We start from the raw sequence: 12,220 nt of genomic DNA, 5'->3' as shown, positions 1-12,220 counted from the left end.
TGTACATCAAATGAAATACCAACTCTTAGCTTTTGCTCAAGAAAGTTTCAATAACTAAAAGAAAGCTGGAGATCAGTTGTCTGAACTCCAGCTTTTCTTTATTACCTTCAACCCTTCAAATATAGATACACAATAAGAAAAACAATCAATCCCATTAGTAAGATCGGCCCAATCCCCATTCTGTATACGATGTAAACTTTCGCATGGAGGACGAAACGTATGACATGAATGATGAGTAAGAAAATCAAAATGAAAATGGAAATATTCACAAGTGGATTCCGCTTATTCCGATACATTGAATCAGCCCCAATCCAGAGCTTTAGTAAAGATGCAAGTGCCATATTCGAACTTGTACCATGAGTCTTTTTATATACATATTCACTTTCGCACTCATCATTCATAAAAAATTGTCTGCATGGATTTAGGCAATAAACAAGTAAGATAAAAACAGGATTTGCCATTATTAAAAAGTGAGTCTGGCCAGTAACCTTACAATCCATGACGAATCATATAATGAATCTTCAGGAAATGTATACCGAATATCTTCATATTGTGCTGGGCAGTAAGTGAACCTGCACTGGTTTCCTCGATCAAGAAGGTCTCGGATAACGGAAGCTTTAACAGGCTTTTGCCGACAGCCAGATAAATCCCGGGATCTCCTTCCCCTTCGCTCGTCAGGATAAGAGAGCCATTCAGTTCGTCGATTTGAAGGATTCCCACCATGGATGAATGAGGAAGTGGAAGTGCGATGTTCATATAGGTCCTTCCGTTTGTTTCGTGCTGAGAATAGATGGCACAAAATACCGTGGAATGGTTCACCTGGCGGACCCATGCTCTTGGATGTTTCCTGCCGTCTACGGCGGGATCAACCTGCAGGATTTTCCCCGTCATTTCAGTCATTTTGCTTGAGATCGGAAGATTCAATTGCTGCATTCTTGCACTTATTAGCTTATAGCACCATGCAAGGGGCTTGAACCAGGCCACCCATTTTACAGAAGCAGCCAGCTGGTATTCCTCTGTGTGCTCATAGAAATGGACGATGGATTCAGGTAAAGATTCCACATCAACGAAGTCACTGAGGTCATCGACGAGACCGGGATGCTTGTCACCAGTCCCTTTTAGAGTACCTCGTATCCGGCTCACCGGAAAATTCCACACATCCTGTTTCGATGGGGGAGGTGCCGACGCCCAGCCGATCACGCTTGCTATTCCAAAAAAAACACAGTTCACGAGACCATGGAACATGAGCATAAAATCAATACTGACATACCAATGTCCAAACGCACGATTCAGAGCATAAAGCAGGGAAAATAGAATGGTCACTCCAAGCGCACAATAGGAAATCCTGATCAGGACCGCCTGCTGACGGGATGGGAAACGTGTTCGAAAAGAAAGGTCGATCAAACTGTAAATCGCTAATATGTACATCAGCACGGATAGAACTTCAAGAAGCGGCCAAAAGGTAATGCCGATCGCCACAAGCATCGGACCTGCTAAAATCATCGGTACGATCCACCGATATCGGCTCGAATTATGCAGCCTTCCAAAAAAACCGAGAGATATCGGCAGTAAAAAGGCAGAGTAATGAAAATGAATGGCTGTTAGCCATGTGATCAATGGGCTAAAGCCGGTATCCATTCCAGTCACATAAGCAAAGAACCATAATCCTCCTACAAACAGATACATCATTCCGATATCGATTGAAATCTCTGCCCTATTGGTAAACCCTCTCTTTACAAACCGCTTCAGCCCATAAACGGCGACAAGGAAGGTGAAGCCTACATATAGAAACGAAAGAATCATTTCTGCCCTGCTCGATGACACGACTTGCAGCAGGAACACGGAGAGCATGGCAATCCAAATGATCAGAATATGTACTCGGTTGATTTCAATGATCTGCTGAAGCATGACCGGAATGAAAATCAACTGTGCCGCTGACAGCATCAACAAATAAGGTTCATCCGCAACCCCAATGCTTGCTATGAAAAGAATAAGACCTGCCAGGGAGATCGGGTTAAACAGGCTGGGCTTTAAATTCACCTTCGTAAGTCATCACCCTTCCTGCAATTTTATTTTGTATATCTACTTTAATTGTAAAGGCTCCCCGGGCATCATCATATCCTTCCTCAACCGTGACAACACCTCTTAATATTGGCGGTAGTGGAATTTCCAGATTCCCGATCATGCTCCGTTGAGAACCGGAGCGGATGCACATGCGGCCATCGGGAGTTACCTCAAGATTCAAATCTGAATAAAATATGCTGGGCTCGCCGAGGTAATCCTTCACCACTCCACGCTTCACATTGATTGTCATGAAAGCATTAAAATGACGGGTCACTTCTTTAAAATAGAAGGACCGCTCCCAATAAATCTCTGTCTCTCCATTTGGCAGGACCCTGCTGCTATTTTTAATCGTGAACGGTACATCCTTCCCGCTTTCAGGAAAAAGGAATTTCCGGCGGACAGCGAATGTCAAAAAGGGTTTTAGCCATGCTGATCCCGTTTCTATTGTCGACATTATCCCTGTCCCGTGAAACGGTTGACCAAGGGCCAGAGCATACCGCTCTTGAAGTTTCGGGTGAAGTTTCTTGAAGTCTTCTCCTAAGAGCTCTTTATAAATGGTCACGATCCACCACCCTCTCTCGTACGTTTGCATCTAGCTGCCGTGGGCAAATCTTTTGCTAGGAAAAACCCGATGATGGAAAGAACCCATAGGCTTGCATTAAAGGTAACAGGATTGAATGGATGATATGAAATCGAAGGATCCGCGAATATAGCACTGATCGTCAAAACAGGAAACACGACCATCTGAATCCCATGTAAATGCCTTTTTTTACGGTATAAAAGCCAGACGAACCCGAACAAGATCTCGAGCACACCTATGATTTCCACACCACGGACAGCAGCCGTTCCCTCCAGTGGAGTCAGAGCTGAAAGCATTGATACTTCCTCACTATGTCTGGCAATGATCTTGGGGACGAATCCCTGATATAGCCAAACAAAGAAAAACAGCATAGTCAACATCGCGCTGCTAAAGAAACGCATATACTGCGTTCGCGGAGGCTCGCCTTTTTCGATCCACTGTTTCAGCACGTCAAAGCTAAGAGCTGTCGCCCACCCCATAAGAGGGCGAAATAACAAGTCTATTAGTCTGCCAAATACACCAAAACGGACGTCATATCCATATTGAGTCAGAAAGGTGGTACCGTTCCTTGCAGGTATGTACCGCCAATACCCTCTTCCTTCACGGATAGGTGAGATTTTCTGGTCTGTCCCAAAATGAAGAGACGAAGTCATTGATCCATCTTCTTTATGATGTGTACCGATACTTTCACCCCAGCCCGCTACCTTAAAAACTCCGAGTTTCGTCTCATATAGAAACGATTGCGGATGATCTGATGATTTTTTGGGGAGATATGTGATCGATGTAAATCGCAAATCCCACTGCTCATGGAGCCCGGGATCCTGAGACATCTCCCACACTTTTTCTACAGGTGCCTCGATGGGGATTTCTACATAGATTGGTTTGTTTTTCATGAAGTGTCACCTCTGTTATTAACATACCATAATTCACAGTTTATTAGGGGGTGCTTGGATAATAAGACGAGGGGTGCTAATGATTTGATATAAAATAAGCCCCCTTCAGGTTTGTAATTCCATGATTTAAACAGGTGACAAATCAACAATTCTTTTTCCAATAGATGAACTAAAAATACACAAACAAAATAGCAGGTCTTATTCATTTACGAATCAGCCTGCTATTTTTGTCTTAAGGGAAAAGCTCCCCTGCTTTATTTTGATTGAGCCACGGGACCTGTCCCCATGGTTTCACCTACCCGATATTCCGATACTCCTCCGCCATCTTCTCGCTGTTCTGCTGGGTGAATGCGCTGACAGCGACAACGATGATGATGTTGCAGATCAGTCCCAGGATGCCGGCATGGATATCAAATGGCGTGGTTTCTGCAACGAGCTGGAAATAGTAGTTGACGAAAGTACCGACGACAAGGCCAGTGATGACGGCCGGCCCTGTCACTTTTTTTGAATAAAGGGCGCCGTAAACACCAGGAGCGAATTGGACGATGGATCCATAGGCCCCGAGAAGAAGGGCGATGAGTCCCTGTCCCCCGAATACAGTGATGACATATGCTAGTCCGCCGACTACGAATACACCTGCTCTCATGAGGAACAATGTCGTTTTATCGGGAAGATCCGGCTTTATGTTCTTGATGACTCCGTCAGTAAACTCCAATGACGCACTGTGCGTGATAGCATCGGCTGTCGACATGGCAGCTGCCAATGCACCTGCACCTACGAGTCCGTACACCCAGCCTGGAAGACTAAGGACGGTGGTGATCAGATAGGGAAGAATTTCATCCGGTGCACCGATATCCGCCGGGTTCACCACGTTGACTGCAGAAAAACCTACAAACAACAATGGGATTAGGAAGAGAGCAAACACCGGGTACACCAATACAGTCTTCTTGATCGTACGAGCATTGGAGGCGTATGATTTGGAGAACAGATGCGGCCACATCAAGAATCCGATAAGAGACACAAGGATCGTTGTTGTATAGCCCGTCCCGGACATGGCAGATCCTTCATTTCCGATTTCCAGGAATTGAGGGGTCTCCTTTACGAGATTCGTGAACATCTCTCCGACACTATCATGCAGCTGGTTGACGATTGCCAGCCCTACGACCCAGGAAATGATGATCATCAAAAGCCCCTGGAAGACGTCCGACCAAGCCGCTGCCCGGAGTCCCCCTGTTGCGACATACACGACGACAATCCCATACGCCAGCAGGGCACCAAGCCATAGCGGGATCCTTCCTTCCGTCATGATATTGAATATGTACGCCATCCCTTTCATTTGTGTGGCAAGATATTGAATGGAGGCGAGCAGCGCGATGACCCCGATCAGGATCGGCAGCGTCTTGCCGCCGTAACGTTTTTTCATAAATCCTGCTACCGTGTAAATATTGAACTTGCGGCCGATTTTCCCGATCTTAGGACCGATGATATACCATGGGAGAATGGCAAATGCAGTATAAGTTAATATATAAAGTGCCGGGGCGCCTTTGGAATACGCCCAACCGGGAGCTCCAAGGAATGAAAAGGCACTGAACACGGCCCCTCCCATCAGGAACCACATGACAATAAGGCCAAGTCCTCCACCTGCTACCGTAAACTCATCCAGCGAATTCTTGTCATGACCCCTGCCCGCCATCACACCCACGATGAGTGCGATCACCAGGTAGCCGATCATCATGATCATTGCAATCTGCCAATCTGCCATCAGTTTACCTCCTCTTCATCTTTATCGGGATCAATTCGATAGAGTCCAAGTACTATTAAAAACGTGATGATGATCCACAGAATCACCCAGAACACTGAGAATGGCATCCCCATTACGATAGGTGTGGCTCTATTCCCTAAGGAAAACAAAGGGAAGATGAGTAGCAGAAACGGTATACCCAGAGAAATGCAATATAGTTTAGTAAATGTGCTTTTGCTCATATGACGCCCTCCTTTTTCGCTGCGTATTCGATTTTCCCATCTAAGATGGTTAACTCTACTTTCAACTCTCTCAATCTTTCAGGATCACATGTTAAAATCGAACCACTCAATACAATAAGGTCCGCAAGCTTTCCTGGTTCGATGCTGCCTTTTAAGTGTTCTTCGAAACTAGCGTAAGCCCCGTTCCAGGTATAGGCCTTGATTGCTTCCTGGACGGTGATTCGCTGGCCCGCCCCTACCACATTACCGGATATACTCTTTCGGGTGACTGCCGTGTAGATGCCATGAAGGGGATCCACCGAAGTGATCGGGCTATCGGAGCCGATGGCAAAAGGGATGTTCATTTCTGAAAATCTCCTTAATGGGAACATGACGTTCACCCGTTCTCCATAGTCCCTTATGTAGCCGTCTCCGAATTCATGAATGAACGCGGGATTGGGAATGGGGATGATATTCAGCTCTTTCATCTGCCTGAGAAGATCTTCTGGAGTCATCCCTGCATGTTCGATCCGGTGGCGGTGATTTTCCCTTGGATCATGTTGCAATGCATTCCGGACAGCTTCGATCATCATTTCAACCGCTTCGTCCCCGATGGCATGCGCCGTGATCTGCCAGCCTGATTGATGCGCGCTTCCAAGGTATTCATTCAATTCTTCTTGATTCAGGTATAGGATTCCAGAATCATCCTGATTGCTTGTATAAGGTTCCCTCGTCTTAGCGGTGGGACCGCTGCTGCTTCCATCTATGAAGACCTTGGCAGGGCCGATTTTCATCCATTCATCGCCTAATCCTGTACCAATGCCGCTTGCAACACCTTTTTTGAGCATTCCCGGTGAATCATGCAGCGATCCGTATAGAGCATATATCCTTTGTTTTATAAGCTTTGATGCAACAGCTTTATGAAGGAAGCGGATGTGTTCGGGTCCATAACCGCCTGCGTCGTGCACACTAGTGATCCCTTTTTTTAAATAATCTTCTGATGCGAGGGAAATCCCTTGCTGCACCTCATCTTCTGTATAGTTGGCAAAGAGGAACATGTCCATATGAGCGGCTTCCATCAAAAGACCTGTCGGGTATCCATCCTCCCTGACATATTTACCGCCGGCAGGGTCTGCAGAACTTGAGCCAATCCCTGCGAGCTCCAGGGCTTTGCTGTTCACACAGGAAATATGTCCGCAGGTCCGGACGACGATGATCGGATGCTCGGTTGATACCTGATCGAGGTCCCATCTTGTTAAATGCCTGTTTTCTTCGTAATGATTCTGATTGTATCCCCATCCTCTGATCCATTCTCCCTCAGGAGTCGTTTTCGCTTTTTCTTTCAGTTTTTCAAGAAGTTCATTAATGCTGGATGCTTCTTTACCATTCACTCCGAGCCTGTTTGTACCATAGAGTTCGAGGTGTGCATGTGCATCGATGAAGCCGGGCAGGATGCTTCTGCCCTCCAGATTCACAATCTTTGTTTGTTCATTAGCAAATGCCAGGATTTCTTCATTCGTCCCCACTGTGAGAATTTTATTACCTTGAAGGGCCACCGCTTCACTTACAGAAAATTCAGAATCCACAGTGACCACTTCTCCATTTACAAAGAGCATTGTGGTGCTCACATCAACACCTCCTGTTTTATGATTGGCTGATGCGAACGGCTGTTGCGTACAGCAGCTGCACACCTTTTTCGATATCTTCCATCTCTGCGAATTCTAGTGGATTGTGGCTGATCCCTTTTTCGCAGCGGACGAAGATCATCCCGTAGTCACTGATATAGGACATGATCAGGGCATCGTGAAATGGTCCGCTCATCAAAGTTGGGGAATCGAATCCAAGCTTCCCATCTTCTTCTTTCATGATGTCCTTTATCCAATCGGCGCAATACCTCGGTTCACTGCGGGTATCTTCCTTGATCTCATATTTCAGGTTGTGACCTGCTGCGGTCTCTTCAATGATTTCATAGAGCTTTTCTTCGAGTTTGGTACGCGCTGTCAAGTCGATATCACGAAGGTCGACCGTGAATTCCACTTTCTCGGCAATGATGTTCCTCGAGTTCGGGAAGACCTGCATACTTCCGACCGTTCCCACTGTCGTTTCCGTGCCTTCCTTTTTTACGAGGTCATCGAATCTCCGGATGATTTCAGATGCGCCTACAAGGGCGTCCTGCCTCATCGGCATTGGAACGGATCCCGCGTGTCCGGCAAACCCTTCAAGTTTGACCGTCAGCCAGATCGGGCCCGAGATCCCGGATACGATACCGACCGGCTTATTTTTCTGCTCAAGGACAGGTCCTTGTTCGATATGTAACTCCAGGAATGCGGCAAGATCGCCTTTTTGATAGACCGGACTTTGAGAAAGATCTGGTTCTACGCCGAATTCCTTCAGTGCTTCCCTTCTCGTGACTCCTTGTTTATCCTTGCGTTCTAGTTCTCCTTCTTCAAGCATTCCAGCCAAACCGCGGACACCGAAGATCCCTTTGTTGAACCGGCTGCCCTCTTCATCGGAAAAGCAGATCACTTCAATGGTCCGCTGAGGAGTTATGCCATTCTCCTTCATACTGTGGACGACTTCAATCGCTCCGAGTGCCCCCGCTGTGCCGTCGAATCTCCCTCCATAAGGCTGTGAATCAATATGTGACCCGAGTATTAGGATGGGCTTGTCTGGTTTCGATCCTTCAATTCTTCCGATCAAGTTTCCGAAGCCGTCTATCTTTGTGCTCAGGCCGGCTTCTTTCATCCAGCCTTCAACGACTTCCACTGCCTGGCGGTCTTCCTTTGAATGGGCCAATCGGCAAACGCCTGTATCGCCGATTTTCCCTATTTCTGCCAGCTCTTCAAGATGTGTCTTTAAACGTTCACCATTAATGGACATTAAATGAGCCCCCCTAGAGTTGTGCAGGGATGTCTGCTGTTTATCAAGTATAGACCTTCCCGCTGTTTGGTTTGTTTTACGATGTATAATTCATTTTATGTCGACAAAGCTTACTATTCATTAGACACTCTGTCTATGAAAGTGTGAAGAACCCTTACAAAACGTTAAAATGAGGGAATATTCGGAAAATAAACAGGATAATCCATTTAACGTTTCGTCTACTGCACCTCCTTGTTTCTTACATTTTATGATGCCCCCTTGTAGTAGTGGTTCTATACTTGATGGAAATTGTCCTTCTCTGGCTTTGAAAATGAAGCAATGGTCTCAAGAAGGGGTTGTTTAATTTCAACCATTCATCTTCCAATCATTCCTCTAGCATTATCGAGCTCTGCCACTCTCTTGAACCATCTTAAAAAGCCTTTCCCTCCAAAAAACTAGTGGAGGGAAAGGCTTTTCACTTAAGGTTTCTTCTTATGTTTAAACACCGCTTTAGCAGTGTTCTTTAGTACTTTCGAAGAGGTGTCGACCGTTTTGCCGACCACATCATTCCCTGTGCTGGAGACATTTTTGATCACGTCGGATGCCGCATCCGCCGCTTTCCCTACTAAACCGTCTTTTCCCGAAACGGTTTTGACAATATCATTCGTGCTGTCGGCCGCTTTATGGACGAGGTCATTGGCCTGGCTGCTTGCATTCTTGATGACATTTTCCCTTTTCTTATGATCTGAGATTACAATCCCCTCCTTGTTTATTCTTTAATACCTATGTGGGGCTAGGTACCATTATTCGTTTTATTAAAACGACTTGTGAAGGACAGTCTTTTTGATAAGAGCTTTCTGTCCATTTCATGTTTCGATCGATAGGTTCCGGCACCTTTTCCCTCTCATCATACGAGTCCACTTCCCCGTAGATTCTGATTGAATGCACCGTCTTGTTCCATATAGATTCGTGCCTTTTTGACTTCTTTCTCCAGTTCGAAATAGCCTCTTGCATAGGTCTGCTGCTTTTAGATAATTTCATATTTCAGTTCTTCGATGATGGTTCTTAATCTGAACATATTGGTTAAAAGGGGTGCTTGTATAGAAAGAAATATTTGATTCTCCCTCCAATCCTCCGTACACTTGCGGTAGATAGTTAAACTGAAAGGAGAATTCAAAATGGCACAATCCATTAAAGGAAAAATCGCTTATATCACCGGTGCCGGCCGTGGAATCGGAAGGTCGACGGCATTGGAGCTTGCCCGGGAAGGAGTTCAAGTAGGATTGATTGCGCGGACTGAAAGCGCATTGGAACAAGTTGCGGAGGAAGCGAGATCGCTTGGCGTGAATGCCAGTGTAGCTGCAGCGGATATTGCGGATATGGATCAAGTGGAAAAAGCCGTTTCTTCACTTGAAAATACATTGGGTCCAGCGGATATCCTGATCAACAACGCAGGTATCGGTACATACGGGAAGTTCCTTGAAATTGATCCGGCAGATTGGAAGAGAACGTTTGAGGTGAATGTGTTCGGTACGTATCATGTCACGCGTGCCGTCCTGCCTCAGCTCATCGAGAAAAACCGAGGGGACATCATCAATATTTCATCAAGCAGCGGATTGAAGGGCACTGCGAACAGCACAGCATACAGCGGATCAAAGTTTGCTGTCCAAGGTATGACAGAAGCATTGATGCAGGAAGTCCGAAGACATAATATACGTGTGATGACACTGAATCCGAGCCTTGTCGCAACGGACCTGACATTTGGGGACAGACTGGATGAAGCAGACAAGGAGAAGTACATGCAGCCTGAAGATCTGGCGGAGCATATGGTCGCTCAGTTGAAGCTGCATCCACGGATATTCATTAAGCAGTCGCTGCAGTGGGCGACGAATCCGTTCTAAATATAGAGCATAGAAAACGACTCGTTCCATGTTGGACGAGTCGTTTTTATTGGGATTATTCGCTATCATACCAAGATATATGACAGTGATATTCCTTAACTAGTTACTTCAATATTCCAGTGATTCTTTCATCAAGTGTATGTGTTTTACTGCGGTTTATCGTTTCAAAAAACAACTCTTTCAATCTATCAGCGGATATCAATAACGTTTCCTCGTTGATATGATTTGGATAGGTTTGAAGGTACTTACTTATGAATTCCGGCTCCAGTGTTTCATACGCCTTGAACTGATGGAGTTTCTTGTTCTCATGCAGGGCTTGGAGTCGAAGTGTATGATCCCTCATGGCCTCAAGCATTTTTAAGGCGTAGATAAGATTCTGACGTTTCAGTTCTGTTTGGAATTTTCTCATACTATAAATAAAATCGAAAGCAACATCTTGACTGAAGCCATACTTTTCACGTTCAAAATACTTATGTGCAGCCTCCATCTTTTCTGAAATCTCACCTGTTTTATCTATAACGACTTTCCATAAAGGCGATTTTACACTTAATAAATATTTGGAAAGGATCGATACATTGAATTCGAGACCATTCTCCAAGATGGCTATGATAAGGTAAATATGCTCTCTCAGCTTCAATTCCTTTATGTAGACAGACCCGAGTTCACTGAAATACTGGTGCAGGAATGACTTGGCTTTTTCCACATCGGCAAGTGCTGCAGCGGATACCATTAAATCGATATCCGACAGTTCATCCTTGTATCCGGCAACCCAACCCCAGAGCCTATCTGAACGACACCTTCAATTAAATCCGAAGACTTTAATCGGTTGATGGTGCTTGTAAAATACTGCTCTCTTTCTTTATGAGTATACATTTGCTCACCCTATCCGCATTTATTATCCAAACAATCCACCAAAATCCGTCCCAATCAGCACAATGAACAATATAGATATAAACACCAATTGACTGATCGTGAAGAGATGATCGTTTTTATTTTCCGCATATTTCTTTTCCATAACTGCCCTGACTATTTCCGATACAATGATGAAGACGAACGGAAGGACATAAGGTTTCAATACCCATATACCCTCATTAGGATCGTTTTCGACACTGGAGAAAATACTGACCACAAGAAGGAGTATAAAAACAGCATTAATGATCCGGTCAATTTTCTTATGTGTCTCATTTACGTGATAATCAGCCCAGAACTTCTTCCTTTCAACCTTTAGCAGCCTCCTTATCATTTTGTTATATAAAAATAGCACGATACTCAAAATGGTCACGACCAAAACGAATTTCAACCATGAATATGGCTCGGCACCGTACATAAAACACTCCCCTATTCTATGCGTATTCTATATTGCAACCGCTTCTTTATTGCTGAAACTCTCTGTAGTTATATGTAAATGGGACCTTTATTAATATCGTCCACATCATGAATGGTTTCGAATTTCCTCGACTAACCTGAGATCCTAATCCTGAACAGTATCGCAAGGATCAATTGAGAGCGGGGTTTTTTTCTAATATAAAATCCACTAACTCTTCTGAATCACCCAGGAATTTCTCTACCTCGGCTAAGTGATAAAAAGTACTTGTTACAGTGAAGTCATTAACTTCTCCATTGGGTGAATGAAGGATGATTCTTTTATTGAGGCCAAGTGCGATCCCCAATTCGATGTGGCTTCCTTTTCCTGCTGGCATGAGCACGATGACTATATCTGAATGCATCACAGCCTCTTTTTCCTTCTGCCCAATTTCTTTCAGTTCTTCAAATGAAGTAGCCCGACCATGTTTGGTCCAGTCATAAGTTTGATTGTGACCCGCCGCTTTCAGCTGTTCACTGATATAACGGACATTTTCGATGTTTTTAAAGCTTGATGCTATGTAGAAATTCATTATGTCACCACTTTCCAGTTCATATATTAGCTATGATTTTATACCAATTATTTCAAAAAAGTGTGA

Annotated in this window: 13 protein-coding genes; 2 read left to right on the top strand and 11 right to left on the bottom strand. The window is 44.9% G+C overall.

Features of this window, described 5'->3' with window-relative positions; genetic code table 11:
- Nucleotides 1–107 precede the first annotated feature (107 nt).
- The 8 genes from ACXAFV_RS20120 to ACXAFV_RS20085 form a co-directional block, all read right to left on the bottom strand.
- Complete coding sequence (locus ACXAFV_RS20120; protein WP_475129087.1) at nt 108–401, bottom strand: hypothetical protein; 294 nt, start codon at nt 399–401, stop codon at nt 108–110.
- Between the two features lie 88 nt (nt 402–489).
- Entirely contained in the window at nt 490–2,040 is a 1,551-nt protein-coding gene (locus tag ACXAFV_RS20115) for a YndJ family protein (protein WP_475129086.1), read from the bottom strand.
- Nucleotides 2,015–2,626, bottom strand: coding sequence for a DUF4166 domain-containing protein (locus ACXAFV_RS20110; protein ID WP_475129085.1), 612 nt, complete (start codon nt 2,624–2,626; stop codon nt 2,015–2,017). The genes ACXAFV_RS20115 and ACXAFV_RS20110 overlap by 26 nt, the downstream gene beginning before the upstream one ends.
- Entirely contained in the window at nt 2,623–3,537 is a 915-nt protein-coding gene (locus ACXAFV_RS20105) for a DoxX-like family protein (RefSeq protein ID WP_475129084.1), read from the bottom strand. The genes ACXAFV_RS20110 and ACXAFV_RS20105 overlap by 4 nt, the downstream gene beginning before the upstream one ends.
- A 295-nt stretch (nt 3,538–3,832) precedes the next feature.
- Nucleotides 3,833–5,299, bottom strand: a complete 1,467-nt coding sequence (locus tag ACXAFV_RS20100) for a sodium:solute symporter family protein (protein WP_475129082.1) — start codon at nt 5,297–5,299, stop codon at nt 3,833–3,835.
- Nucleotides 5,299–5,520 (bottom strand): DUF3311 domain-containing protein, encoded by a 222-nt coding sequence (locus tag ACXAFV_RS20095; protein ID WP_475129080.1) that lies wholly within the window; start codon nt 5,518–5,520, stop codon nt 5,299–5,301. Before ACXAFV_RS20095 ends, ACXAFV_RS20100 begins: the two co-directional genes overlap by 1 nt.
- Nucleotides 5,517–7,127 carry an amidohydrolase gene (locus tag ACXAFV_RS20090; RefSeq protein WP_475129079.1) on the bottom strand — a complete coding sequence of 537 codons (1,611 nt, stop codon included), beginning with the start codon at nt 7,125–7,127 and terminating at the stop codon, nt 5,517–5,519. The genes ACXAFV_RS20095 and ACXAFV_RS20090 overlap by 4 nt, the downstream gene beginning before the upstream one ends.
- Nucleotides 7,128–7,143: 16 nt before the next feature.
- Complete coding sequence (locus tag ACXAFV_RS20085) at nt 7,144–8,379, bottom strand: hydantoinase/carbamoylase family amidase (RefSeq protein WP_475129077.1); 1,236 nt, start codon at nt 8,377–8,379, stop codon at nt 7,144–7,146.
- A gap of 531 nt (nt 8,380–8,910) precedes the next feature.
- Here ACXAFV_RS20085 and ACXAFV_RS20080 point away from each other — a divergent pair.
- Nucleotides 8,911–9,102, top strand: coding sequence for a hypothetical protein (locus tag ACXAFV_RS20080; RefSeq protein ID WP_475129074.1), 192 nt, complete (start codon nt 8,911–8,913; stop codon nt 9,100–9,102).
- A 434-nt stretch (nt 9,103–9,536) separates the two neighbouring features.
- The gene (locus ACXAFV_RS20075; protein WP_475129073.1) at nt 9,537–10,259 is read left to right on the top strand and encodes a 3-ketoacyl-ACP reductase; all 723 of its coding nucleotides are present in this window, start codon (nt 9,537–9,539) and stop codon (nt 10,257–10,259) included.
- Nucleotides 10,260–10,362: 103 nt separating this feature from the next.
- On the opposite strand, the gene ACXAFV_RS20070 is transcribed toward ACXAFV_RS20075, so the two are convergent.
- From ACXAFV_RS20070 to ACXAFV_RS20060, 3 genes are all read right to left on the bottom strand, one after another.
- Nucleotides 10,363–10,989: a hypothetical protein gene (locus tag ACXAFV_RS20070; RefSeq protein ID WP_475129072.1), complete on the bottom strand. Its 627-nt coding sequence runs from the start codon at nt 10,987–10,989 to the stop codon at nt 10,363–10,365.
- 165 nt (nt 10,990–11,154) lie between these two features.
- Nucleotides 11,155–11,586: a DUF4181 domain-containing protein gene (locus tag ACXAFV_RS20065; RefSeq protein ID WP_475129070.1), complete on the bottom strand. Its 432-nt coding sequence runs from the start codon at nt 11,584–11,586 to the stop codon at nt 11,155–11,157.
- Between the two features lie 169 nt (nt 11,587–11,755).
- Nucleotides 11,756–12,154 carry a group-specific protein gene (locus ACXAFV_RS20060; protein WP_475129068.1) on the bottom strand — a complete coding sequence of 133 codons (399 nt, stop codon included), beginning with the start codon at nt 12,152–12,154 and terminating at the stop codon, nt 11,756–11,758.
- Nucleotides 12,155–12,220: the final 66 nt, after the last annotated feature.

Source organism: Rossellomorea sp. ABR4_012 (assembly GCF_056159545.1).
The sequence above is the reverse complement of the archived record's forward strand: the minus strand, read 5'-3'. Positions and strand labels throughout refer to the sequence as shown.

What these genes read in the sequence shown, in the direction of transcription:
- ACXAFV_RS20120 (WP_475129087.1), bottom strand. Translation starts at nt 401, where the DNA reads ATGAATGATGAGTGCGAAAGTGAATATGTATATAAAAAGACTCATGGT.
- ACXAFV_RS20105 (WP_475129084.1), bottom strand. Translation starts at nt 3,537, where the DNA reads ATGAAAAACAAACCAATCTATGTAGAAATCCCCATCGAGGCACCTGTA.
- ACXAFV_RS20100 (WP_475129082.1), bottom strand. Translation starts at nt 5,299, where the DNA reads ATGGCAGATTGGCAGATTGCAATGATCATGATGATCGGCTACCTGGTG.
- ACXAFV_RS20095 (WP_475129080.1), bottom strand. Translation starts at nt 5,520, where the DNA reads ATGAGCAAAAGCACATTTACTAAACTATATTGCATTTCTCTGGGTATA.
- ACXAFV_RS20085 (WP_475129077.1), bottom strand. Translation starts at nt 8,379, where the DNA reads ATGTCCATTAATGGTGAACGTTTAAAGACACATCTTGAAGAGCTGGCA.
- ACXAFV_RS20075 (WP_475129073.1), top strand. Translation starts at nt 9,537, where the DNA reads ATGGCACAATCCATTAAAGGAAAAATCGCTTATATCACCGGTGCCGGC.
- ACXAFV_RS20070 (WP_475129072.1), bottom strand. Translation starts at nt 10,989, where the DNA reads ATGGTATCCGCTGCAGCACTTGCCGATGTGGAAAAAGCCAAGTCATTC.
- ACXAFV_RS20065 (WP_475129070.1), bottom strand. Translation starts at nt 11,586, where the DNA reads ATGTACGGTGCCGAGCCATATTCATGGTTGAAATTCGTTTTGGTCGTG.
- ACXAFV_RS20060 (WP_475129068.1), bottom strand. Translation starts at nt 12,154, where the DNA reads ATGAATTTCTACATAGCATCAAGCTTTAAAAACATCGAAAATGTCCGT.